The sequence below is a fragment of the Sphaerisporangium flaviroseum genome (genome assembly GCF_039537005.1).
Lineage (GTDB): Bacteria > Actinomycetota > Actinomycetes > Streptosporangiales > Streptosporangiaceae > Sphaerisporangium > Sphaerisporangium flaviroseum.
Genome location: NZ_BAAAZR010000002.1, coordinates 669,890 through 693,225 on the forward strand (window position 1 = coordinate 669,890; position 23,336 = coordinate 693,225).

Here is a 23,336-nt window from a genome sequence, read left to right on the forward strand (position 1 = left end):
CTTTTGCTTTACTCCATCATCTAACGTCCGCTTTGCCGATTCTGGGGCGTTCCATGGCAAACGCCGCAGATCTCCAACGGTCGGCGCGTTCATCCTGGCGCGCCTTGGAAGTCGCCCGGATACCCCGGGCGGAGGAGGAATTCCTGTTGGCACGCAGAGTCAGGCGTCTCGTCTCGATGCTTCCAGTCGTGGGACTGGCGGCGGCGGGTCTCGCGGTCACGGGTGCCGCGGCAGACGGCACCTCGGTGGCCCGGTATCAGCCGTCGGCGAGTGATTACTACATCAACTACGCCCCCCCGAGGGTTCAGAGCGACACCACGTCGAAGGCCGGGGAGAAGGTGGACACCGGCGCGGACAAGCGGCGCGGTGGCACGCCCACCGCGGAGGTGTTCGACCGCAAGTTCTCCGAGGGCAACCCCGTGGCGGCCAGGGAACTGGCCAAGCACGAGCGCACGGCGGTCCGCACCGGCAAGAACCCCTTCGAGTTCCTGTACAAGAAGGCGAAGACCACGCAGAAGGCGAAGCTGCTGACGCTGCTGGTCGAGTTCAACGAGCAGGCGAACGACGACTTCTCCGGGTTCAGCCACCCCAAGACGATCAACGATGCGGACGACTGCGTCACCGAGCCGCCCGGCACCAAGATCAACGGGCCGCTGCACAACAACATCCCGAACCCCGCGCTGGAGGCAGGCGGCGGCAAGGACAACAACTCCATGTGGGTCCCGGACTTCAACAACGCCCACTACAACGACATGCTCTACTCCAGCAAGGGCATCACCAAGCGGGTCCGCACGGACCTGAAGGACCCTCGCGACGGCAAGCCGGGCATCGACATCGCCGGCTACACCATGAAGAACATGTACGAGGAGATGTCCAAGGGCGCCTACACCGTCACCGGTGAGGCGATCGGCTGGATCAAGGTCCCGCACTCCGAGGCCTGGTACGGCGCGGGCGCCTGCCACGCCGCTGTGCAGGACACCTCCGGCCACCCCGACAACCCGCGCGGCGCCGCCCAGATGGGCATCGACGCCGTCAACGAGCTGGCCAAGTCCAACCCGAGCTTCCCCTGGGCCGACTACGACCAGGAGGACACCTCCGACGCCGACGGCGACGGCAACTACAACGAGCCCGACGGCGTGGTGGACCACCTGGTGCTCGTCCACGCGGGCGAGGACAAGTCCGGCGGCGGCGGCGCCCAGGGCACCTTCGCCATCTGGGCCCACTCCAGCGCGATCCCCGGCGGCTACACGGTGCCCGGGACCAGCGTCAAGATCTCCAACTACATCGTGCAGCCGGAGGACTCCGGCGTCGGCGTGTTCGCCCACGAGTACGGCCACGACCTCGGCCTGCCGGACCTGTACGACGCCACCGGCGCCGGGGACAGCGACGTGGAGTTCTGGGACCTCATGTCCACCGGCTCCCACTCCGGGCCGATCTTCCAGTCGATGCCGACCCACATGGGCCTGTGGGACAAGTGGGTGCTCGGCTGGGCGAACCCCAAGGTGCTCAACCCCGGTGACGCCACCAAGCTGGTGACCCTGGGCCAGGCCTCGCGCACGCCCAAGCTCACCGAGGACGGCGTCCGGGTCAACCTGCCCGACAAGGACGTCACGCTCACCACCCCGCACAGCGGTACCAAGGTGTGGTGGTCGAACAACGACCAGGACTGGGCGGACGTGAAGATCACCCGCGACATCGCGGTCCCGGCCGGCACCGACACCAGGTTCTGGCTGTGGAACGACTTCACCATCGAGCAGGACTGGGACTACGGCTTCATCGAGGTCTCCACCGACGGCGGCACGACCTGGGCCGAGCAGAAGATCTACGGCGAGGACGGCGCGCTCGTCTCCACCGGCGACGACTACGCCGACCCGAACAAGCGGCTGCGCGACTACGGCAACAAGAAGTACGGCCTGACCGGTGACTCCGGCGGCTGGCAGCACTTCTACGCCGACCTCGCGCCGTTCGCGGGCCAGAACATCAAGCTGCGCCTGCGGTACGCCACCGACGCCGCCGCCAACGAGCGCGGCTGGTTCGCCGACGACTTCTCGGTCACCAGCGGCGGCACCACCGTCTGGAGCGACGACGTCGAGTCAGGCGCGGCCGGCTGGACCGCCGCCACCGGCACCTTCACCGACACCAGCGGCGCCGGTTGGGTGCAGCACAGCGGCTCGCTGAAGAGCGCGCAGTACTACCTGGCCGAGTGGCGCAACCTGGACGGGTTCGACAAGGGCCTGAGCTACACCTACGACACCACCTGGTTGCACGACGGTGCCTGGAAGGTGGAGAAGGTTCCCTACAACGCTCCCGGCATGCTGGTCTGGCTGCGTGACGCCTCCTACGGCTACAACAACGCGGCGTCCAACATCTGGTCGCTGCCGTCGGCGGGCGCCAAGGGACAGCTGCTCCTGGTGGACTCCCACTTCGACCCGCTGCGCCGTACCGGCGAGGCGGCCGCGATCGACCCGAGCGCGCTGAAGAACATCCCCTCGCGCCCGCAGTCGTCCAACGCGGCGTTCGGCTTCGTCAAGACGCGTTCCTTCAAGGAGTGCATCGAGGGCGAGGCCTTCACCGAGTACTGCACGCAGTTCGCGCCGCAGGACCCGGTGAAGACCTTCACCGACGCCAAGACCTGGTACCCGGGCCTGGAGAGCCGGGAGGACGGGCTCTACTACCGGCTCCGTGACGCGTCGACGGTCGTCCCCTCCAAGGGCAACCAGCCCTACTCGGTGCGGGTCGTCAACCCCGACGGCACTCCGGCGACCGACCTGTACGGCGAGACCGTCAACGGCTTCACCCTCGGCTCCGGCAACCCCGGCGACGAGGGCAAGCAGCTCGGCGTGCAGCTCAAACTGATCACACCGCTTCCCGGCAACCTGGGCGCGATCGTCCAGGTGACCCCGCCGAAGAAGTAGCAGAACCGGCCGGTGACCACCGGCTGTGGCTCCAAGCGGGACGGGTACGGCCACGCCGTACCCGTCCCGCCTGCTTCCGGCGACTGCATAGCATGTGTCCCGAGGCGTCTACGGGGATGGGTGATCGGTGAGCGAGCTGCGGAGCAAGGCGGAACACACAAAGGCGATCCGCGACCTGCGCAGGGTGGTTCTGGTGGTCAACACCCGGTCCAGGAAGGGCCGGCACCGCTACTTCGAGGCGCTGCGGCTGCTCCAGGCCGACGGCTTCCGGCCGATGCGCACCTACGCCGTCATGGATCCGTCCCGTCTTCCCGAGATCATCAAGGAGGCGCTGGGGCTCGAGCCCGACCTGCTGGTGGTCGGCGGGGGCGACGGCAGCCTGAGCGAGGCCGTGAAGCACGTCGCCCACCGCGACGTGGCCCTGGGCGTGCTGCCGCTCGGCACGACCAACAACTTCGCCCGCAGCCTCGGCCTCCCGCTCGACCTGGCCCTGGCGATCAAGGTGTTCAGCCGGGGCAAGGTCGCCGACATCGATCTCGGCATGGCCGGCGACCGGCCCTTCGCCAACCTCGCCAGCTTCGGGGTCTCGGTCGAGGTGGCCGGCACGGTGAAGCCGTGGCTCAAGCGGGCACTGGGCCGGGCGGCCTACCCGCTGACCGCGCTGACCATCCTGCCGAAGCACCAGCCGTTCCGTGCCTTCATCACGGTCGACGGCCGGCGCCACGAGCTGCTGACCCACCAGCTCAACATCGCCAACGGGCGCTACCACGGCGGCTGGCAGATCGCCAGGGACATCAGCATCGACAACCGCCGGCTGGTCGCCTACCAGCTCGGCTCGGGCAAGCGGCTCAGGCTGCTCGCCGAGACCCTGGCCCGCGCCACGAGCGGCCGCTGGCGGAGCCTCGCCGGCGGCCCGTTCGTCACCGGGAGCGAGATGCTGCTGGAGACCGAGCCCCCGATGGCCGCCGACGTGGACGGCGAGGTGCACCTGCGCACGCCGCTGACGATCCGGTCCGTCCCGAACGGCATGCGGGTCATGGTCCCCCCGGGCTTCGTGGACACCTGATCTGACCGGGCCTGCCCTACAGTGCGTCCAGCGCCCTGATCATGCCGCGTGCGCCCTGCCGGTGGGACGACGCGGCCATCTGGCGGACGGCGGCGGACACCCGGTCCGGGGAGGTGGCGAAGTTGAAGCGCGCGAAGCCGCACCCGGGCGTGCCGAACTTCGGGCCCGGGTACAGTGCGACCCCGCCCCGCCGCAGGAACCACTCGGCCGGGTCGTCGCCGAGCCCGAGCGCGCGGAAGTCCAGCCAGGCGAGGTAGGTCGCCTGCGGCGGCTGGTACACCACCTCGGGCAGGTGCTCGGCGAGCAGCTCGCCCAGCAGGGCGCGGTTGGCGGTGAGCCCGGCCATCAGCTCGTCCAGCCAGGGCTCCCCGGCGGTGAACGCCACCTCCGAGGCGATCACTCCGAGCAGCCCCGCGCTCTCGCTGACCTCCACGTCGATGGCCGTGACGTCGGAACGGGCCTCCGCGCCAGGCACGGCCAGCGCGGCCTTCAGCCCGGCGAGGTTCCAGGCCTTCGACGCCGAGACGAGCATGATCGAGCGAGCCGCCGCCGGGGCGTCGAGCGATCCGAACGGCACGTGCCGCGCGCCGGGGTAGACCAGCGGGGCGTGGATCTCGTCCGCCACGACCCGCACGCCGTACCGCTCCGCGAGCCGCGCGACCGCCATCAGATCGTCCTCGCCGAACACCAGCCCTGTGGGGTTGTGCGGGTTGCACAGCAGGTACGCGGCGGCGCCGGCGGCGAATTCCCGCTCCAGCGCGTCGAGGTCCAGGCGGAAGCCGCGTGCCGTCAGCGACAGCGGGTTCAGCACGGCCTGCCGGCCGATGCGGGGCAGCCAGTAGAAGTACGGCGGGTAGGCGGGGGTGTTGATCACCACTCGGTCACCCGGCTCGGTGACCAGGTGCAGCACCTCGACGATCCCCGCCATCACGTCCGGCACCAGGCGTATCCCCGTGGGATCGGGCCGCCAGCCGAACTTCCGAGCGGAGAACCCGGCGAAGGCCTCCGGCAGCCCGCCGGCGACGGCGTACCCGGTGTCACCGCGGCCGATCGCCTCGACCAGCGCCGCCTTGATCGGCTCGGCGAGCGGGGTGTCCATCTCCGCCACCCACACCGGTAGCACCTCCGGCGGGTACTCCCGCCACTTGGCGCTGTGCCGTTCCCGCAGCTCGTCGAGGCTGTACGCGGCCAGGAGGTCCGTGTGAGAGCCCACGGGTCCGTGGGTGGTGCCGGTGTCGGTCAAGGCAGTCCTTCACTCTCGGGACACGGCCGGACGGACGGACGCCCAGCCTTGTCCGGTTCATTCGTCAATCACGTCATAGCACATGATTTGGGGCGCGCACCGGTTGCGTCGGGCCATGGCCTGGGTGCGCGCTCCCATCCGGCACCCCTTCCAGATGGGAGTTCTACTCGATCGGGTGATGTGGCAGGGGCACGGCTTCGCAGAGCATGGTGACGACGTGGCCTGCGGGCACGGCGGCGCGAAGGAGACCATGACCATGAACCAGCAGCGGCCGGAGCTACCGCGGGAAGAATGGCGGCAGTACTTCGACACGGTCACGCGAAACTACGAGGGCGCCGACCTGACGATCGAAGTGCTGGACAAGGACTTCGGCGACCTGGTCCCGGCGGAGCGGATACCGCTGGCCTATGTGGAGTACGACCCCAAGGACGACCAGTTCTCGGTCGGCGTGGGCGGTCGTGACGCGCGGTACCCCGTGGTGATGCGCCACGCCATCGACCATCCGCAGCGGATCCTGGCCGACACGGTGCAGCACGGCGCGATACGGGCGATCGACGTCTTCGACGCCGAGGGAAACCAGACGATCGTGACCGTCTACCTGGTCAAGGTCCCCGAGGAGGCCTCCGCCTGAGTCGCCCGGGTCGACTCCTTCCCCGGGCGCCGGTCCACGCCCGGCTCGCGGGCGTGTTCCTCCAGTCGCCCCTCCAGCCGATCCTGCGGCATCTTCATGCCGTACAGAGGATCGGGTTTAGCTCGCGCGGATCGAGCCGCAGCGCGCCCGGAACGGGTCGCCGAGCGGCTCCCCACTGAGGCGCGAAGTCCCTGGATCACTCCTCGACGAACAGCCGGCTCGCCACCTCGGGCAGCGACTCGCGTTCGATCGCAAGACGGAGCGCCGCCCAGCTCAGCGCCTGGCGGACGGCTCGCCGCGAGATCATTGGCGCTCCGACCCTGGATGGGCGTGGCCAGGGACGAGGCGACATGCTGGAATGTTCCGGCGAGCGTGAGAGGGGTGACGGCGTGACCGTGCACGAGGCCCGGATCGGGCGTTACTACGAGGACTTCACCGTCGGCGACATATACCAGCACCCGCTCGGCCGGACGATCAGCGAGGCCGACAACACCTGGTTCACCCTGCTGACCATGAACACCAACCAGAACCACTTCAACGCGCACTTCGCGGCCAAGGCCCCGGTCGGGAAGATCATCGTGAACTCGGGGCTGTCGGTGGCCATCGTGCTCGGCATCTCCGTCATGGACGTCAGCCAGAACGCGATGATGAACCTCGGGTGGGAGGAGATCAAGCTCACCCACCCCGTCTTCGTCGGCGACACGCTCTACGCCGAGTCGGTGGTGCTGGAGAAGCGCGAGTCCAGGTCGCGGCCGTACGCCGGCATCGTGACCTGTCACACCCGCGGCCTCAACCAGGACGGCGACGAGGTGATGTCGTGGCGCAGGTCCGTCATGGTCTACAAGCGGGACGCCCCGCACGACAAGAACTACTTCCCCCAGGCCAAGACCGGCCCCCTCTAGATCGGACCCCCATATGGACTTCGAGCTGAACCAGGACCAGGACCTGTTCCGGCGGACCCTACGGGAGTTCGTCGACAAGGAGATCGTCCCGGTCGCCTCCGAATGGGAGCGCGACGGACGGTACCCCGAGGAGATCGTCGAGGGGTTCAAGCGGCTCGGGCTGTTCGGCATCACGATCCCCGAGGAGTACGGCGGCCTCGATCTGGACCGGGTTTCGTTCGCCCTGGTGTTCGAGGAGATCGCCAGGGGATGGATGGGGGTGGCCGGCGTGCTCGGCTCCCACACCCTCGCCGCGTGGATGATCGCCAAGTACGGCACCGAGGAGCAGCGGGCGGCCTACCTGCCCGACCTGGCCACCGGCGCCCGCCGCACCGGCATCGCCCTCACCGAGCCCGGAGCGGGCACCGACCTACAGGGCATCCAGACCCGCGCGGTGAGGGACGGTGACGAGTACGTCATCCACGGCACCAAGACCTGGATCACCAACGCCCGGCACGCCGACCCGCTGCCGGTGCTGGTGAAGACCTCCCTCACCGAACCGGCCCATAAGGGGATGTCGGTCCTGCTCGTCGACGCGGACAGGGGCTTCGTCGTCAGCCGCGACCTGCCGAAGCTCGGCTACAAGGGCACGGAGACCTGTGAGGTGGTCCTCGACGGGGTCCGGGTTCCCGCGTCCAGCCTGCTGGGCGGGGCCGAAGGGCGCGGCATGCAGCAGGTGCTGTCGGCGCTCGAGCTCGGCCGCATCAACATCGCGGCCCGCGCGGTCGGCGTGTCCCAGTGCGCCTACGAGGCGGCGCTGAACTACTCCAGGGAGCGCCAGGCCTTCGGGCGGCCCATCGCCGAGTTCCAGGCGATCCAGCTCAAGCTCGCCGACATGGCCACCGAGATCCAGGCGGCCCGCATGCTCACCTACTGGGCGGCCACGCGCTCGGAGGCCGGGGCGGTGAACTCCGAGGCGGCGATGGCGAAGTACTTCGCCTCGGAGGTGGCGATCCGGGCGTCCATGGAGTCGATGCGGGTGCACGGCGGCTACGGCTACTCCCAGGAGTTCGTGGTCGAGCGCCTCTACCGCGACGCCCCGCTCATGGCGATCGGCGAGGGCACCAACGACGTGCAACGCATGGTCATCGCCCGCTCGCTGCTGTCCGGCGCCGCGAAGGTCGGCTGGTGATCCCCACCGGCGACGGCACCTCGTCCGGGCCGGGTTCCGCGTCTGGGGGAGGCAGCGTGTCTGGGGGAGGCAGCGTGTCCGGGGCGGGCTCCGTGTCTGGGGGAGCGGCCGGGTCGGATGACGCGTGCCTGTTCTGCGGGATCGCCTCGGGGGCTCCGCCCGCGCACGTGGTGCTCGCGGACGATGTGGCGGTCGCCTTCCTCGACGCGCGCCCGGTGTTCAAGGGGCACGTGCTCGTCATACCGAGGGAACACGTCGAGACCCTCGTCGACCTGCCGACAGAGGCGGTAGGGCCGTACTTCGAGCGCGTGCGGGCGGTCGCACGTGCCGTCGAGGACGGTCTCGGAGCGGCGGGCACCTTCGTGGCGATGAACAACCGGATCAGCCAGAGCGTCCCGCACCTGCACACCCACGTGGTGCCCCGCAACCGCAAGGACGGCCTGCGCGGCTTCTTCTGGCCCCGGGTGAAGTACGCCGACGAGGCCGAGGCCGAGTCCTACGCCACCAAGATCCGCAAAGCCCTCGACAGCACCACCGCGGAGTAGTGCGGTCTCCACCGGCCTTCGCCGGGTCTCCATCGGGCTTTCGCTGGTCTCCATCGGTCTTCGCTGGGTCTCTACTGGCCTTCGCCCGGTCTCCATCGGGCTTTCGCTGGTCTCCACTGGCCTTCGCCCGGTCTCCACCAGGCTTCGCCGGGTTCTCATTGGTCTTCGCCGGGTTCCCACTGGACTCGCGACCGTGGTCGGTTGTATCCGGCGCCGGGTCGGCGAGTTGGGGTACGGCGATGCCGGCGCCGCTGTACGGCGGCCGGCAACGACATGCGATCGCTTGCCTGGAGTAGGCTCCGGCGGCGTGGAACCGCTGCTGGCCGTGTCTCTGCTCCTCGTCCTCGTCGGAGTCCCGGCCGTGGTGCTCTGGCGGATGCTGCGCGGGCGGCGCGAGCTCGGCACCAGCCCGGCCGAGCGCGCCACCTTCGAGACCCTGCACACCGCGTCCCTGGCCGCGCCTCCGCTGCGGGCAGGGCTGACGGCGGCCGGGGCGCTGAAGGCGTCCCGCTACCTGCGCGAGCTGCTCGGCTCGCCCGCCATCGCGATCACCAACGGCGAGGAACTGCTGGTGTACGACGGCGCGGGGGAGCACCACTCGAGGAACGCGTTCGCCCACGCCGCCGAGACTCTCCGGGACGGCCGTATCCAGGTGCTGGGCCCGGACACGGTCTCGTGCGACCTGCCCGAGTGCCCGGTGAGGTACGCCGTGGTGGTGCCGCTCACGACCGACGATCGGGTGGTCGGCTCCCTGGCGGCCTACGGCGACCACGCTTCGGCGGGCCTGGTCCGCGCCACCCAGGAGGTCGCCACCTGGGTCGACTCGCAGCTGGAGCTGGCCGAGCTCGACCGGTCGCGGACGCTGCTCATGGAGGCCGAGGTGCGTGCGCTGCGGGCGCAGATCTCCCCGCACTTCATCTACAACTCGCTGACGACCATCGCCTCCTTCGTCCGCACCGACCCCGAGCGCGCCCGCGAGCTGCTGCTGGACTTCGCCGACTTCACCCGCTACTCCTTCCGGCGGCACGGCGAGTTCACCACGCTCGCCGAGGAGCTGCGCTCGATCGACCGCTACCTCACCCTGGAACGGGCCCGGTTCGGCGACCAGCTCCGGGTGACGCTGCGCATCGCGCCGGAGGTGCTGCCCGTGGCCGTGCCCTTCCTCTGCCTGCAGCCTCTGGTGGAGAACGCCGTACGGCACGGGCTGGAGAGCAAGGACGGCGTCGGCCACATCACGATCATCGCCGAGGACGCGGGGGCGCAGTGCCTGATCAGCGTGGAGGACGACGGCATCGGCATGGACCCCGAGCGGCTGCGGCGCATCCTGGCGGGCGACTCCGACGAGCGCTCGGGCGCGGGTGGCGTCGGCCTGGCCAACGTGGACGAGCGGCTGCGCCAGGTCTACGGCGACGAGTACGGGCTCGTCGTCGAGACGGCGCGGGGGGCGGGCGCGAAGATCAGCGTCCGGCTTCCCAAGTACCGCCAGGGCGTCTCGGTTTAGGTTCGAAATCATCGGCTTGGGGCGGCACGCCTACTGCGCCGGGGGAACGGCGGCAAGATTCACCACACGCACCCCGCCCTTCCACGACCAGAAGATCACGCCTTGATCCGTCGACCACTTCCGATCGGCGGTTCGGAAGGGGACGAGCCCATCGGCGTGGGCGTCGTAGATGGCCATGGCTCCGATGACGAACCGATCTTTGTATGGATACGAGGACGGAAGAACGCTCAGCCCGTTGAGGACGCGGACCTGGCTCCCGTCGATCCGCTGCACCACGGACTCGTCACTCCGAGTCCCGAGGCACCAAGTAGGGCCACAACGCAACCCTTCCACCCCGTGCGCCGGCGTGATCGCGACAATCGTGCCTGTTTCCAGGTTGACGATCTTGGTGGGATTGGTTCGGAGATCGAGAGGCTCGTCGATCGCCCAAGGCCAGGCGGCAAGCTGCAGCCCCTTGGACTTGGCCACTTTCTCGGATACTCCCTCTTCGATGCTCATCCGCCACACCCCGTCGAGCGGTGCGGACCAGACGACCTGGTCGCCCGCGAGCGCGATCCGATCGACCGCCTCGCCCTTGACCGGCCCGACTCGTCTGGCCTCCCCGCCGCCGCGCACGGGTGCGACCCACACGTATCCCTCGGCCAGCCAGGCGACCCGGTCGTCATCGACGGCCACCGTCTGCGGACCTGGGGGAAGCGTCGCCACCACTCTGGCACGTCTCGTGGTGACGTCATAGACCTCGATCGTCCTCCGCTCTGTCGTCACCAGCACCCGCGTAGCGCTGATCGCGGCCACAGGCCGGTACCTCCCCGGAAGGGTGAACACGGCCTGTGGCCAGATCTGCTCGATCGTCTTGTCTGGCTTCGTCGTCCCCACCATGGGTCTGGGCGGCGAAGGCCACACGACCAGCGCGCCCCACCCCAGCGCGGCAGCGCAGACCGACGCGAGCGCCGCACGCGCCCTGCTCTGCCGCCGGTGGCGCCGCTTTGTCGCCATGCCGGACAGCAGGTCGCGCTCCTGCGCCCGCTCGGCGATCGTTCGCAAAGCCCTGGCCAACTCTTCTTCGGTTTTCATCCCCACCTCCCGATGAGCGCCTGTGCCCTGACGCGGAGCGTGGCGAGCGCGCGTGAAGCTTGGCTGCGGACGGTCGCCTGGGAAATGCCGAGAATCGCGGCTATCTCATCGTCGGCGAGTTCTTCGTAGTAGCGCAGCACCAGCACCGCGCGCTGTCTGGGCGGCAAGGCGCGCAAGCGCTGCCAGACGTCCTTGAGATCGTGCTCGTCCTCCCGGACCAGCGCAGGGACCTCATCGGTGAGCTGTTCCCGCCGCCGCCTGCGCCACCAACTCACGTGCTGCCTGGCCATGATCGTTCGGACATAGCCCTCGGGATCGTCCTTGTTTCGAACCCGCCGCCAGGAGGAGCTCAACTTGAGCAACGCCTCCTGGACCAGGTCGGCGGCGTCATCGGCATTGCCGGTCAGCACCAGGCCGTACCGCAGCAGCGCCGGCCCCCTGGCGCGGACGAAATCCTCGAACTCCACCTTCCAGGGACGTATGGGCACCCGCTTTCGTTGCAAGAATCTTTGCCGGCGACGCCGCACTTGGCGTTTCACGTAGACCTGCACAACCCGTAGTCGTTGCCGTGCCGGCCGGCCGCGTTCGCCGCACGTGGGCGCGGCTCAGACGTCTCCGTATAGTTACCCCCGCCGGTCGCCAGACCCGTTGACTTCCACTGCCGGATTCATCACTCTCTAGTGGATTCGGGAGGGGCGAACGGGCGGAGGGAATCGATGTGACCGGCCTTCGCGTGCTGGCGGTGGACGACGAGCAGCCGGCGCTTGAGGACCTGGCCTACCTGCTGCGTGCCGATCCGCGCATCGGCGAGGTGGCCATGGCCCGTGACGGCGCGTCGGCGCTGAAGATGCTCGACCGCGCCATGGCCGACGGCAGGCCCGTGGAGGCGGTGTTCCTCGACATCCGCATGCGCGGCCTGGACGGTGTCGTACTCGGCCGCCTCCTGGCCCAGTTCGCCCGGCCGCCCCGCGTCGTGTTCGTCACCGCCTACGAAGAGCACGCGGTGGACGCCTTCGAGATCAAGGCCGAGGACTACCTGCTGAAGCCGGTACGGCCCGAACGCCTCGCCGAGGCGATCCGCAGGGTCTGCGCCGGCATCCCGGACGCTCCCGAATCGGCGGAGGATCCAGGGCGCGCGGCGGCGGACGGCGAGACGATCCCGGTCGAGCTGGCGGGGGTCACCCGGTTCGTCGCGAGCTCGGACGTCCGCTACGTGGAGGCCCAGGGCGACTACGCCCGGCTGCACACCGCCACAGGGAGCCATCTCGTGCGCATCCCGCTGGCCGCCCTGGAGGAGCGCTGGGCCGCCGCCGGCTTCATCCGCGTCCACCGCAGCCATCTGGTGGCCGTCAAGCACATCGACGAGCTGCACATCGACTCCGGCCGCTGCACGGTGCGCATCGGCGACACCGAGATCCCGGTCAGTCGCCGCCACACCCGCGAGCTACGCGACCTGCTGGTACGCCGCGCCAGGAAGAGCCGTACGGAATGACACCCCCGCCAGGAACGGTGCGTGGCGAGGCCCGCGACAGCAGGCCGTACGGGATGATGTCCTGCACGGGGAGGGTGCGTGCCGAGGCCCGCGACGGCAGGCCGTACGGGATGATGTCCTGCACGGGGAGGGTGCGTGCCGAGGCCCGCGACGGCAGGCCGCACGGAACGACGCCGACGCCGGGGGGTCGTACGGGATGACGCCGAAGACGCCCGAGCGGCCGCGCCGTGAGGTGGTGACGAGCCCGCGTACGACCGCCGCCCGCCGGCCCCGCTATCCGGTGACCATGGAGATCGACGAGCAGACCCGCCTCGGCGAGGTCTACATGCGCTCCCTCATCCGCACCCAGTTCCGGCTCGCCCTGTTCGTCTGCACGGTGCTCGGCTGCGTGATCGGCGGCCTGCCGCTGCTGTTCCTGCTGGCCCCGAGCCTGCGCGAGGTACGCCTCCTCGGCCTGCCGCTGCCCTGGGTGGTGCTCGCCGGGCTGATCTACCCGGCGTTCGTGGCCGGTGCCTGGCTGTACGTGCGCCAGGCGGAACGCAACGAACGCCACTTCGCCGACCTGGTCGAGCGCCAGTGAGCCCTGCGCGGGGACAGCGGGCGCCGGTGGGACGCCTGCCGGGAGCGCTGGTGACGCCCGCGACGGCGACGCCCGCGACGGTGACGCCCGCCCCGGCGACCCCCGCCCCGGCGACCCCCGCCCTGGGGGAGTGGGTGTCATGAGCGCCGCGCTGGGGTTGACGGCGGTGCTGGTCGTGGTGGTGGCGGCGATCCTCATCGGGGCGTTCGGGCTTCGCCTGTCCCGGACCACCTCCGACTTCTACGTCGCCTCGCGGACCGTCTCGCCGCTGTGGAACGCCTCCGCGATCGGCGGGGAGTACCTCTCGGCGGCCTCCTTCCTCGGCATCGCGGGGCTGATCCTGGCCTACGGGGCCGACATGCTGTGGCTGCCGGTCGGCTGGACCGGCGGGTACCTGGTGCTGCTGGTGCTGGTCTCGGCCCCGCTGCGCCGGTCGGGGGCCTACACCCTTCCGGACTTCGCCGAGGCCCGGCTGGAGTCGATGGCCGTACGCCGCCTGGCCAGCGTGCTGGTCGTGCTGATCGGCTGGCTCTACCTCATGCCCCAGTTCCAGAGCGCCGGCCTGGTGTTCCGCACGATCACCGGGACCCCGTCGTGGGTCGGCGGCCTGCTGGTGGCCGTCGTCGTCGCGGTCAACGTGCTGTCGGGGGGAATGCGTTCGATCACCTTCGTCCAGGCGTTCCAGTACTGGCTGAAGCTGACCGCGCTGGCGCTGCCGGTGGTGTTCCTGCTGTTCGCCTGGCACGGACAGGGCCGGCCGGAGCTCGGGCGGGACGCGCCCCCCGTCTTCGCCGACCCGGTGACCGTGTCGGTGAGCACGGACGTGACCGTGCGGGTCGACCGGCCCGTCGAGGTCACGGTGACGGGCCGCGTGGACGGCCGGGCCTTCCACGGGCAGCGGCTCACGCTCCAGCCCGGCAGGCACGCGATCGCGCACGACGCGACCGTGGGATTCCCCGCAGGCGCGCCGGTGCCGCACGTCGAGACCCTGCCTGTGCTGACCGACCACGAATGGGCGCTGCCGCTCCACGGCCGCGAGCACCCGCTCTACGCGACGTACTCGCTGATCCTGGCCACGTTCCTCGGCACCATGGGCCTGCCGCACGTCCTGGTCCGGTTCTACACCAACCCCGACGGCCAGGCCGCCCGTCGCACGACCCTCGTGGTGCTGACGCTCCTCGGCGCCTTCTACCTGCTCCCGGCCATCTACGGCTCCCTGGGCCGCCTCTACACGCCCGAGCTGCTCATGACGGGCCGTACGGACGCGGTGGTGCTGACCCTGCCGGGCCGCATCATCGGCGGGACGGCGGGGGACCTGCTCGGCGCCCTGGTCACGGCGGGGGCGTTCGCGGCGTTCCTGTCCACCTCCTCCGGGCTCGCCGTGTCGGTGGCCGGCGTCATCGGGCAGGACATCCTGCGCGGGGGAGTGCGGTCGTTCCGGATCGCCACCATTCTGGCCGTGATCGTGCCGCTCCTGCTGGCCACCGGGGCCCGGTCGCTGGCCGTCGCCGACGTGGTCGGCCTGGCCTTCGCCGTGGCGGCCTCGTCCTTCTGCCCGCTGCTCGTCCTCGGCATCTGGTGGCGGCGGCTGACCACCACAGGGGCGATGGCCGGGCTGCTCGCCGGCGGTGGCCTGGCCAGCGTCGCCGTGATCGCCGTGATCACCGGCGGCCCGTACACCGGCTGGACCGGCGCGCTCCTCGCGCAGCCGGCGGCGTGGACGGTCCCGATCTCGTTCGGCGTCATGATCATCGTGTCGCTGCTCACTCCCGGCCGGGTGCCCCGGGGGGTGGCGCGTACGATGGTACGACTGCACGCTCCCGAGACGCTCGACGTCAACCGGGGTGACTGGCGCCCACGCTCCACCTGAGCGGCCCCGCCACCCGCCGGACGACGGCCATACCGTCATGGCATCAGACCGTTCGTCGTGCAGAATGCGCCTTTCGGCGCAAGACCCCGCCACGTGAGCGACGGGTCGGGGCGACTTGGCGATGATCATGCCCGCGAACCCCGCGGCGGCCTCCTTCCCTCCTACGGTAAGCGTGATCCAAATCACAACGTGGGAGGTCTTGTGGCCACTCAACAAGACGAGTCATCGGCGTTCGAACAGGTGCAGGCCGGCTCCGAATTCCAGGAGCTGCGCCGTCGTTATCGCAACTGGGCGTTCCCTGTGACCGTTGCGTTCCTGGCGTGGTACCTGCTGTACGTGGTCCTGTCCGGCTGGGCGCGGGGCTTCATGGGCACCAAGGTTTTCGGAAACATCAACGTGGCGCTGATCTTCGGCATTCTGCAGTTCGTGTCGACGTTCCTGATCGCCTGGGCGTACGCCCGGCATGCCGACAAGAAACTCGACCCGCTGTCCAGCAAGCTTCGCGGTGAGATCGAGGGAACGTCCAATGAGTAATCACGCGCTGTCGATCACGCTTTTCCTCCTCTTCGTGGCCGCCACCCTGGGCATCACCTTCTGGGCGAGCCGCCACACCAAGGACGCCACCGACTTCTACGCCGGCGGACGGTCGTTCACCGGCGTGCAGAACGGCATGGCCATCGGCGGCGACTACATGTCGGCCGCGTCGTTCCTGGGCATCGCGGGCATCATCGCCCTGTCCGGGTACGACGGCTTCCTGTACTCCATCGGGTTCCTCGTCGCGTGGCTGGTGGCCCTGCTGCTGGTCGCCGAGCTGATGCGCAACTCCGGCAAGTACACGATGGCCGACGTGCTGGCCTTCCGGATGAGCCCGAGGCCGGTCCGTACGGCCGCCGGCGTCTCGACCATCACGGTCAGCATCTTCTACCTGCTCGCCCAGATGGTCGGCGCGGGCGCCCTGGTGGGCCTGCTCTTCGGCATCACCTCGCCCGCGGGCAAGGCGGGCACGATCGTGGTCGTCGGCCTGCTGATGATCGTCTACGTGGTCGTCGGCGGGATGAAGGGCACCACCTGGGTGCAGATCGTCAAGGCCGTGCTGCTGATGACGGGCGCCGCCCTGGTTACCGTGCTGGTGCTCGGCCACTTCGGATTCAACCTCTCCACCCTCCTCGGCACCGCCGCGCAGCAGAGCGGCAAGGGGCAGGCGTTCCTGGAGCCCGGGCTGAAGTACGGCGTCGAGGCCAAGGGCCTGGCGGGCAAGCTCGACCTGATCAGCCTCGGACTCGCTCTGGTCCTCGGCACGGCGGGCCTGCCGCACATCCTGATCCGCTTCTACACCGTGCCGACGGCCAGGGACGCCCGCAAGTCGGTCATCTGGGGCATCGGCATCATCGGCGTGTTCTACCTGCTGACCCTGGTGCTCGGCTTCGGCGCCGCCGCCTTGGTGGGCAGCAAGGCCATCGCCGACCAGAACAAGGCGGGTAATACGGCGGCTCCACAGCTCGCGGAGAAGGTGGGTCAGCTCATCTTCGGTGACGTCGGAGGCACGATCCTGCTGGCGGTGATCGCCGCCGTGGCGTTCGCGACGATCCTGGCGGTGGTGGCGGGCCTGACGCTGGCCTCCTCGTCCAGCTTCGCCCACGACCTCTACGCGCACGTCTTCAAGAGGGGCACCGCGACCGACCAGCAGGAGATCAGGGTCGCGCGGATCGCCGCGTTCGCCATCGGCGCGGTCTCGATCGTGCTCGGCATCTTCGCGCAGAACCTCAACGTGGCCTTCCTGGTGGCGCTGGCCTTCGCGGTCGCCGCCTCGGGGAACCTGCCCGCCATTCTGTACAGCCTGTTCTGGAAGCGGTTCAACACCGCGGGAGCGGTCTCGGCGATCTACGGCGGCCTCGTGTCGGCCGTGGTACTGGTGATCTTCTCGCCGGTCGTCTCGGGCACCGCGACCTCGCTGTTCCCCGACGCCGCATTCAACTGGTTCCCGCTGGAGAACCCGGGCCTGGTCTCGATCCCCATCGGCTTCCTCGCCGGGTACATCGGGGCGCGGCTGAGCAAGGAGTACAACGCGCAGAAGTACGCGGAGATCGAGGTGCGGTCGCTCACCGGCGCCGGCGCCGAGAAGGCCGTCTACCACTAGGACTTGACTCCGGCGCGGGAGTCCTCGCGCCGGAGCCGGGCTTCGACGTACGGCACACTCCCACAGACGCCCGGTCGCGGGTCTCCCTCCCCTCCAGAGGCCCCCGCGACCGGGCTTCGCCGTGTCCGGCTCTGGGTCCAGCGTTATTATTCGCCGTGTCTAGTAAGCCTCGAGGGGACGGACATGGCACAAGGGTCGCCGGTCAAGGCGCTGGTCGCCGCCGTGATCGTCGTGGCGGGGCTGACGGTGCTGGTCGTGGCCGCACTGAGCGCGCTGCCCGGACGGCCGCGGCCGGACCCGCCCGCAGCGCCCGGCCCCTCGTCGTCCGCCTCCCCGCCTGCCGGTCCCCGCTCCGGGGCCAGGGTCGTGGCCGAGGACCGGGCGGGGGACCGGCGGATGGAGCTGACGATCCGGTCCCCGGCTCTCGGCGCCACCGTGCGCGTCCGGTTGCTCCTGCCGCCCGGCTGGTCCAAGGACGCCACCCGCACCTGGCCGGTGCTCTGGCTGCTCCACGGCGGCCTGGACGACCACAAAGCGTGGACCCGCAGGACCGACGTCGAGCGGCTCACCGCGAACACCGGCGCGCTGGTCGTCATGCCCGACGGCGGGCGCTGCGGCGGCTACTCCGACTGGTGGAACGGCGGCGACGGCGGGCCACCGCGATGGGAGACCTTCCACCTCACGGAGCTTCGCGAGATCCTCGAACGCGACTACCGCGCGGGCACGCAACGCGCGATCGCCGGCTACTCCATGGGCGGGCAGGGCGCGATGCTGTACGCGGCCCGGCATCCGGGCATGTTCAAAGCCGCCGCCTCGTTCAGCGGCGCCGTGCACATCCTCGCCCCGGGCGTCCCGCAGGCCGTCTTCCTCGGCACCACCGCCGGCTGCTTCGGCACCGACTGGAAACGCATCTGGGGCGACCCGGCGGACCAGCGCGAGATCTGGCAGCAGCACAATCCGTACGACCTTGCCGGAAAGCTGCGGGGCGTCCGCCTCTACGTCGCCTCGGGGGACGGCCGCAAGAAGCCCGGCGAGTGGTTCGGCGACGGGCCGGAGGAGTTGGCCTACAAGTCCGCCAAGGCCTTCGCCAACCGGCTGCAGGAGCTCGGCGTCCCCGTCACAACCCACTTCTACCGGGGACGCCACACCTTCTCGTACTGGCAGACCGAGCTCCACCGGGCATACCCAATGCTGACCGAGGCCATCGGAGCCGGGCGCACCTGACCGAAGGCGAGGCCCATGGAGGGTTACCGGGAAGAGGCGGCGGGGTGGGGCTGGGGGATGGCGCGGCGCCTGAGCCGCGTGATGGCGGTGACGGCGGGCAACAGGTGAGTGGTCAGGTTGCGGGAGGCCATCGGCTGCGGCGTTGAGACCGCGCCGACGGGCAGCGGGGGCGGGTCGTCGTCTGCCGTCCCAAGGGACGAAAATTCTTCCATGTCGTTGACCGAGCAGGCGATCGAGCACATCAGGCGGCTCATCATGGAAGGAGTGCTGTCGCCGGGTTCCCGGTTGCCTCCTGAACAGGAGTTGGCCGTGGAACTGGGCTTGTCCCGGAATCTGCTCAGGGAGGCCGTGCGCTCCCTGGTCACCACCCGCGTGCTGGAGGTGCGCAGGGGCGACGGCACGTTCGTCACGAGTCTCAAGCCTGAGCTGCTGCTCGAAGGAGTCGGCCTCGCCGTCGAGATGATGCGGGGCGACGACCTCCTGGAGATCATGGAGGTGCGCCGGCTGTTCGAGCCCGTGACGACCGGGCTGGCGGCCACACGTATCACCGCCGGCCAGCTCGCGGTGGTCGAGCGCCACCTTCAGGCGATGATCGCCGCCCAGGACGACGTCGAGGCGCTCAACCACCACGACGACGCCTTCCACCGTGCCGTGTTCGAGGCGACGGGCAACAGATCGCTGTTCGCCCTGCTCAGCGGCATCTCGGGCCGGACACTCCGTGCCCGGGTCTGGCGCGGGCTGGTCGAGGACAACGTGGCCGGCCGCACCGTCGCCGAGCACACCGCCATCTACCAGGCCTTGGCCGACGGCAACGCCGCCCTCGCCCATGCGGCGGCGCTCGTGCACGTGAGCACCACAGAGACCTGGCTGAGGGAGAACCTCGGCAGGTCCTTCACCGACACTGAGGCGCGGCCGGTATGAAACGCCTGGAGCGTTCAACGACCCCGACATGATGGAGGTCGGCCGCGGATCGGCCTGCTGGTGCGAGACATAGTATGTCTCTGTATCGAGCCCTGTTCTGCGAGGGCCTCCTCGTTCGGATCTGGAGCCGGAAGTCGCGGCACATTCCAGATTAGAGCGATTATGTCGCAGAGGTCTGGACACCGGCTGGGGTTTGGTCATAGAAAGACATCCCATGTTCTGTTGGTTATAAGCGGGCTGAAGGCGATCCTCCGGAGTTCCACGTGCCAGGAGCGTGGGCCCGTCTGATCGCGGTGCGGTCAGCGACGGCAACGCAGCCGTGGTGCTTCAGAAGGAGAGAAGATGGAACGCAGACGGTTCGCGCTCGTCGCGGCCTTGGCCATCTCGGGGTGTCTGGCCGTGGCCTGCGGTGGGAACGGCGGTGGCGGCGACGGCGGGGGCGGAAGCGGGGGCGCGCCGGCGAAGCCGGTCATCGGTGTGGACTACCCGCGCTCGGACACCGACTTCTGGAACTCCTACATCAGCTATGTGCCGAAGACCGCCGGCGAGCTGGGGATGGAGCTCAAGACCACCAATTCCCAGAACGACATCGCCAGGCTGACCGCCAACGTGCAGACCCTGATGGGGCAGGGCGTGCGCAGCGTGGTGATGGCGCCGCAGGACACCGCCGCCGTCGCCCCCACGCTCCAGCAGCTCGAGACCAAGAAGATCCCCGCCGTCCTGGTGGACACGCGGCCGGACACCGGCAACGCCTTCATGGTCGTGCGCGCCGACAACCGGGCGTACGGGGAGAAAGCCTGCCGCTTCCTCGGCGAGAAGCTCCAGGGCAAGGGCAAGGTGGTCATGTTGCAGGGCGACCTGGCGTCCATCAACGGCCGGGACCGCACCGAAGCCTTCAACGAATGCATGAAGCAGAACTACCCCGGCATCAAGGTCTTCGGCGAGGCCACCAAGTGGGACGGGGCGGTGGCCGCGCAGAAGCTGTCGACGGACCTCACCGCGAACCCGGACATCAAGGGCGTGTACATGCAGTCCAGCTTCGCCCTCGCCGGCACGCTCCAGGTGCTCAAGCAGCGCGACCTTCTCGTCCCGCCGGACGACCCCAAGCACGTCTTCGTGGTGTCCAACGACGGCATCCCGCAGGAGCTCAAGGAGATCGCCGCCGGGAACATCGACGCCACCGTCTCCCAGCCCGCGGACCTCTACGCCAAATACGCGCTGTCGTACGCCAAGGCCGCGACCGAAGGCAAGACCTTCCAGCCCGGTAAGACCGATCACGACAGCACGATCATCCAGGTCCGTCCGGGACTCCTGGAGGACCAGCTGTCCGCGCCCCTGGTCACCAAGGACGGCGGCACGTACGGAGGCATCTCCAGCTTGAAGAACGACGACAAGTCGCTCTGGGGCAACAACCTGAGCTGAGAGGCATTGTCATGGGCGAGTTCGCGGGAGGGCCCGCGAGCCCTTCACCCGCCCGCGAGGGCGGGGCGGTCCGCATGGGGCGCCCCGCCGTCGCGGAGGCGGAGCGCATAACCAAGAGGTACGGCGAGACGGTGGCGCTGGACCACGCGCACATCACCATCAATCCAGGGGAGGCCCATGCCCTCGTGGGCCGCAACGGCGCGGGCAAGTCGACCCTGGTATCAGTCCTCACCGGGCTGCAGGCCCCGGACGGCGGCGAGATCCGCTTCTCCGGAGAGCCCGCTCCCCGGCTGTCCGACCGCGACGCGTGGCGCGAGCGGGTCGCCTGCGTGTACCAGAGGTCCACGATCATCCCCGAGCTGACCGTGGCGGAGAACCTGTACCTGAACCGGCACGAGCGCAACAGGCTCGGGCTGGTCGGCTGGAAGGGCCTGTGGAGGAAGGCGGCCGAGCTGCTGGAGACGTGGTCGGTGGACGTCGACGTCCGGCGGCCGGCCGGTGAGCTCGGGGTGGAGCAGCGGCAGTTCGTGGAGATCGCGCGGGCGCTGTCGTTCGGCGCGAGGTTCATCGTCTTGGACGAGCCCACCGCCCAGCTCGACGGCGCGGCGATCTCCCGGCTCTTCGAGCGGATGCGCGGGATGCGGGAGCAGGGAGTCACCTTCCTGTTCATCAGCCACCATCTGCAGGAGGTCTACGAGATCTGCGACACGGTCACGGTCTTCAGGGACGCCCGGCACATCCTCACCGCGCCGGTGGAGGAACTGCCGCAGGCGGAGCTGGTGGCCGCGATGACCGGCGAGGCCGCGGGGCTCCGCGGGCATGTCCCCCGCCCGCCGGTCCGGCCGGAAGCCCCGGTCGTCCTCGACGTCCAAGGCCTGACAGAGGGCCACGCCTACCACGAGGTGGACGTGCGGGTCCGCTCGGGGGAGATCGTCGGACTGGCCGGCCTCGAAGGCAGCGGGAAGACGGAACTCGCCGAGACCATCGTGGGCCTGCGGGCTCCACGGGCGGGAACCGTGCAGGTCGCCGACGGCCGTCCGCGCCCCGGCAGCGTACCGGCCTCGCTGGCCGCCGGCGTGGGCTTCGTGCCGCGAGACCGCCACCACCAGGGCCTGGTGCCGCTGATGTCGATCGCCGACAACGCCACCATGACCGTTCCCGAACGGCTCGGCTCGGCGGGCTTCGTCAGCGGCCGGCGCAAGGATGAGCTGGCCGGCGAGATGATCGAGCACCTCGCGATCAAGACGCCCGGCCCCGAACTGCCCGTCTCGGGTCTGTCCGGCGGCAACCAGCAGAAGGTCGTCATGGCGCGTGCCCTGGCCAACGACCCACGCCTGCTCGTGCTGATCACGCCGACCGCCGGGGTCGACGTCCGGTCGAAGGAATTCCTGCTCGGCAAGGTCGAGGAGATCGCCGGAAACGGGACCGGCGTCGTGATCGCCTCCGACGAACTGGACGATCTGCGGCTGTGCGACCGGGTGCTCGTGATGTTCCACGGCCGCGTCGTCGCGGAACTGGCCGCCGGCTGGCACGACCACGAGATGGTGGCCGCCATGGAAGGAGTCGACCTCGATGCCTGAGACCACCGCCGCTCACACGACGGCCGGACGCCCGCCGGGCTCTCCGCCCCCGGAGGGGGCGCCAAGGCGTCGCGCCGGGCTCCGCCTGGCACGGCTGCGGGACCTGGCGCTGGTCCCCGCGGTCGTCGTGATCGCGATCGTCGGTCAGATCGTCAACCCGATCTTCCTGCAGGGCGACAACGTGATCAACATCCTGCAGACCATGTCGGAGATCTCGTTGCTCGTGCTGGCGCAGACGCTGGTGCTGGTCGGCGGAAGGATGGACCTTTCGCTCGAGTCGACCTTCGGGCTGGCGCCCGGAGTGGCCGCCTGGATGACGGTCGCGGCGGGGGCCGGGCACGGGCTCGGGCTGCTGCCAGGGATGTGGGCCATCCCGGTGACCCTCGCCGTCGGGGTGCTGGCCGGGGTGGTGAACGCGCTGTTCATCGTCCGTTTCGGGCTCAACGGCTTCATCGTCACCCTCGGCATGCTCATCGTGCTGCGAGGGCTCCTCACCGGCATCTCCGGCGGGCAGACGTTCTTCAACCTGCCGCCGTCCATGACCTACTTCGGCTCGGCCATGTGGCTCGGCGTGCCCGCGTCGATCTGGATCTGCCTGCTGCTTTTCGCGGTGGGCATCGTGCTCCTGGGGTACACCCGGTTCGGCCGTTCGCTGTACGCCATCGGCGGGAACATCGACGCCGCCAAGGCCGCCGGCATCCGCACCGGCCGGGTCCTGTGGATCACGCTGATCGCCGCCAGCGTTCTGGCCGCGATCGGCGGCCTCCTGCTGTCGGGCCGGCTGGCGTCCGTCGCCGCCGGCCAGGGCAACGGAGCGATCTTCACGGTGTTCGCCGCCGCCGTCATCGGCGGCGTCAGCCTCAACGGCGGCAAGGGCACGGTGTTCGGCGCCTTCACCGGCATCCTGCTGCTCTACATGATCCAGAACGTCCTCACCCTCGCGGGCGTTCCGGCGCAGTGGATCGAGGCGCTCAACGGGGCGATCATCCTCACGGCCCTCGCCATCTCCCGCCTCACCGGCGGAAAGGTCCAGGAATGACCGGTGACGGGAGCCGGTCGTCC

Annotated in this window: 21 protein-coding genes; 18 read left to right on the forward strand and 3 right to left on the reverse strand. The window is 69.6% G+C overall.

Translation table 11 applies throughout. The features are described from left to right. Window positions 1-146: 146 nt before the first annotated feature. Both ABD810_RS09180 and ABD810_RS09185 read left to right on the forward strand, forming a co-directional pair. Window positions 147-2,915, forward strand: a complete 2,769-nt coding sequence (locus tag ABD810_RS09180; protein WP_344936756.1) for an immune inhibitor A domain-containing protein — start codon at window positions 147-149, stop codon at window positions 2,913-2,915. Between the two features lie 127 nt (window positions 2,916-3,042). Then, complete coding sequence (locus ABD810_RS09185) at window positions 3,043-3,981, forward strand: diacylglycerol/lipid kinase family protein (RefSeq protein WP_344936757.1); 939 nt, start codon at window positions 3,043-3,045, stop codon at window positions 3,979-3,981. Window positions 3,982-3,997: 16 nt separating this feature from the next. Here ABD810_RS09185 and ABD810_RS09190 read toward each other — a convergent pair whose 3' ends face one another. After that, the gene (locus tag ABD810_RS09190; protein WP_344936759.1) at window positions 3,998-5,224 is read right to left on the reverse strand and encodes a MalY/PatB family protein; all 1,227 of its coding nucleotides are present in this window, start codon (window positions 5,222-5,224) and stop codon (window positions 3,998-4,000) included. Between the two features lie 250 nt (window positions 5,225-5,474). Between ABD810_RS09190 and ABD810_RS09195 the strand changes: the two genes are divergently transcribed. The 5 genes from ABD810_RS09195 to ABD810_RS09215 all read left to right on the forward strand — a co-directional run bounded on the left by ABD810_RS09195 (window position 5,475) and on the right by ABD810_RS09215 (window position 9,974). Further along, the gene (locus tag ABD810_RS09195; protein WP_344936761.1) at window positions 5,475-5,855 is read left to right on the forward strand and encodes a DUF5335 family protein; all 381 of its coding nucleotides are present in this window, start codon (window positions 5,475-5,477) and stop codon (window positions 5,853-5,855) included. A 350-nt stretch (window positions 5,856-6,205) separates the two neighbouring features. After that, window positions 6,206-6,757: a MaoC family dehydratase gene (locus tag ABD810_RS09200; protein ID WP_344936763.1), complete on the forward strand. Its 552-nt coding sequence runs from the start codon at window positions 6,206-6,208 to the stop codon at window positions 6,755-6,757. A 13-nt stretch (window positions 6,758-6,770) separates the two neighbouring features. Beyond that, a complete protein-coding gene (locus ABD810_RS09205; RefSeq protein WP_344936765.1) occupies window positions 6,771-7,928 on the forward strand; it encodes an acyl-CoA dehydrogenase family protein in 1,158 nt (385 codons plus the stop codon). A 92-nt stretch (window positions 7,929-8,020) separates the two neighbouring features. After that, the gene (locus ABD810_RS09210; protein WP_344936768.1) at window positions 8,021-8,473 is read left to right on the forward strand and encodes an HIT family protein; all 453 of its coding nucleotides are present in this window, start codon (window positions 8,021-8,023) and stop codon (window positions 8,471-8,473) included. A gap of 307 nt (window positions 8,474-8,780) precedes the next feature. Then, window positions 8,781-9,974 (forward strand): sensor histidine kinase, encoded by a 1,194-nt coding sequence (locus ABD810_RS09215; RefSeq protein WP_344936770.1) that lies wholly within the window; start codon window positions 8,781-8,783, stop codon window positions 9,972-9,974. Window positions 9,975-10,004: 30 nt separating this feature from the next. Here the strand turns inward: ABD810_RS09215 and ABD810_RS09220 are convergent, their stop codons facing one another. Both ABD810_RS09220 and ABD810_RS09225 read right to left on the reverse strand, forming a co-directional pair. Next, window positions 10,005-11,048: an SMP-30/gluconolactonase/LRE family protein gene (locus tag ABD810_RS09220; RefSeq protein WP_344936772.1), complete on the reverse strand. Its 1,044-nt coding sequence runs from the start codon at window positions 11,046-11,048 to the stop codon at window positions 10,005-10,007. Then, window positions 11,045-11,536, reverse strand: a complete 492-nt coding sequence (locus ABD810_RS09225) for a SigE family RNA polymerase sigma factor (protein WP_344936774.1) — start codon at window positions 11,534-11,536, stop codon at window positions 11,045-11,047. Before ABD810_RS09225 ends, ABD810_RS09220 begins: the two co-directional genes overlap by 4 nt. Before the next feature lie 230 nt (window positions 11,537-11,766). Here ABD810_RS09225 and ABD810_RS09230 point away from each other — a divergent pair, with 230 nt between their 5' ends. The 11 genes from ABD810_RS09230 to ABD810_RS09280 all read left to right on the forward strand — a co-directional run bounded on the left by ABD810_RS09230 (window position 11,767) and on the right by ABD810_RS09280 (window position 23,313). Next, window positions 11,767-12,540, forward strand: coding sequence for a LytR/AlgR family response regulator transcription factor (locus ABD810_RS09230; protein ID WP_344936776.1), 774 nt, complete (start codon window positions 11,767-11,769; stop codon window positions 12,538-12,540). A 196-nt stretch (window positions 12,541-12,736) separates the two neighbouring features. Further along, on the forward strand, window positions 12,737-13,120 hold the full coding sequence (locus ABD810_RS09235; protein ID WP_344936778.1) for a hypothetical protein: 384 nt from the start codon (window positions 12,737-12,739) through the stop codon (window positions 13,118-13,120). Next, the gene (locus ABD810_RS09240) at window positions 13,117-13,263 is read left to right on the forward strand and encodes a hypothetical protein (RefSeq protein ID WP_344936781.1); all 147 of its coding nucleotides are present in this window, start codon (window positions 13,117-13,119) and stop codon (window positions 13,261-13,263) included. Before ABD810_RS09235 ends, ABD810_RS09240 begins: the two co-directional genes overlap by 4 nt. Further along, window positions 13,260-14,990 (forward strand): sodium/solute symporter, encoded by a 1,731-nt coding sequence (locus tag ABD810_RS09245; protein ID WP_344936783.1) that lies wholly within the window; start codon window positions 13,260-13,262, stop codon window positions 14,988-14,990. The genes ABD810_RS09240 and ABD810_RS09245 overlap by 4 nt, the downstream gene beginning before the upstream one ends. A 201-nt stretch (window positions 14,991-15,191) precedes the next feature. Further along, window positions 15,192-15,524: a DUF485 domain-containing protein gene (locus tag ABD810_RS09250; RefSeq protein ID WP_344936786.1), complete on the forward strand. Its 333-nt coding sequence runs from the start codon at window positions 15,192-15,194 to the stop codon at window positions 15,522-15,524. Next, window positions 15,517-17,127, forward strand: a complete 1,611-nt coding sequence (locus tag ABD810_RS09255) for a solute symporter family protein (RefSeq protein ID WP_344936789.1) — start codon at window positions 15,517-15,519, stop codon at window positions 17,125-17,127. Before ABD810_RS09250 ends, ABD810_RS09255 begins: the two co-directional genes overlap by 8 nt. Window positions 17,128-17,310: 183 nt before the next feature. After that, window positions 17,311-18,351: an alpha/beta hydrolase gene (locus ABD810_RS09260; RefSeq protein ID WP_344936792.1), complete on the forward strand. Its 1,041-nt coding sequence runs from the start codon at window positions 17,311-17,313 to the stop codon at window positions 18,349-18,351. 210 nt (window positions 18,352-18,561) lie between these two features. Next, the gene (locus ABD810_RS09265) at window positions 18,562-19,272 is read left to right on the forward strand and encodes a FadR/GntR family transcriptional regulator (RefSeq protein ID WP_344936794.1); all 711 of its coding nucleotides are present in this window, start codon (window positions 18,562-18,564) and stop codon (window positions 19,270-19,272) included. 342 nt (window positions 19,273-19,614) lie between these two features. Then, a complete protein-coding gene (locus ABD810_RS09270) occupies window positions 19,615-20,694 on the forward strand; it encodes a sugar ABC transporter substrate-binding protein (protein WP_344936796.1) in 1,080 nt (359 codons plus the stop codon). An 11-nt stretch (window positions 20,695-20,705) separates the two neighbouring features. After that, a complete protein-coding gene (locus ABD810_RS09275; RefSeq protein ID WP_344936798.1) occupies window positions 20,706-22,274 on the forward strand; it encodes a sugar ABC transporter ATP-binding protein in 1,569 nt (522 codons plus the stop codon). Continuing rightward, window positions 22,267-23,313, forward strand: a complete 1,047-nt coding sequence (locus ABD810_RS09280; protein WP_344936800.1) for an ABC transporter permease — start codon at window positions 22,267-22,269, stop codon at window positions 23,311-23,313. Before ABD810_RS09275 ends, ABD810_RS09280 begins: the two co-directional genes overlap by 8 nt. Window positions 23,314-23,336: the final 23 nt, after the last annotated feature.

What these genes read in the sequence shown, in the direction of transcription:
- ABD810_RS09195 (WP_344936761.1), top strand. Translation starts at nt 5,475, where the DNA reads ATGACCATGAACCAGCAGCGGCCGGAGCTACCGCGGGAAGAATGGCGG.
- ABD810_RS09200 (WP_344936763.1), top strand. Translation starts at nt 6,206, where the DNA reads ATGCTGGAATGTTCCGGCGAGCGTGAGAGGGGTGACGGCGTGACCGTG.
- ABD810_RS09205 (WP_344936765.1), top strand. Translation starts at nt 6,771, where the DNA reads ATGGACTTCGAGCTGAACCAGGACCAGGACCTGTTCCGGCGGACCCTA.
- ABD810_RS09220 (WP_344936772.1), bottom strand. Translation starts at nt 11,048, where the DNA reads ATGAAAACCGAAGAAGAGTTGGCCAGGGCTTTGCGAACGATCGCCGAG.
- ABD810_RS09235 (WP_344936778.1), top strand. Translation starts at nt 12,737, where the DNA reads ATGACGCCGAAGACGCCCGAGCGGCCGCGCCGTGAGGTGGTGACGAGC.
- ABD810_RS09245 (WP_344936783.1), top strand. Translation starts at nt 13,260, where the DNA reads ATGAGCGCCGCGCTGGGGTTGACGGCGGTGCTGGTCGTGGTGGTGGCG.
- ABD810_RS09255 (WP_344936789.1), top strand. Translation starts at nt 15,517, where the DNA reads ATGAGTAATCACGCGCTGTCGATCACGCTTTTCCTCCTCTTCGTGGCC.
- ABD810_RS09260 (WP_344936792.1), top strand. Translation starts at nt 17,311, where the DNA reads ATGGCACAAGGGTCGCCGGTCAAGGCGCTGGTCGCCGCCGTGATCGTC.
- ABD810_RS09265 (WP_344936794.1), top strand. Translation starts at nt 18,562, where the DNA reads ATGTCGTTGACCGAGCAGGCGATCGAGCACATCAGGCGGCTCATCATG.
- ABD810_RS09270 (WP_344936796.1), top strand. Translation starts at nt 19,615, where the DNA reads ATGGAACGCAGACGGTTCGCGCTCGTCGCGGCCTTGGCCATCTCGGGG.
- ABD810_RS09275 (WP_344936798.1), top strand. Translation starts at nt 20,706, where the DNA reads ATGGGCGAGTTCGCGGGAGGGCCCGCGAGCCCTTCACCCGCCCGCGAG.
- ABD810_RS09280 (WP_344936800.1), top strand. Translation starts at nt 22,267, where the DNA reads ATGCCTGAGACCACCGCCGCTCACACGACGGCCGGACGCCCGCCGGGC.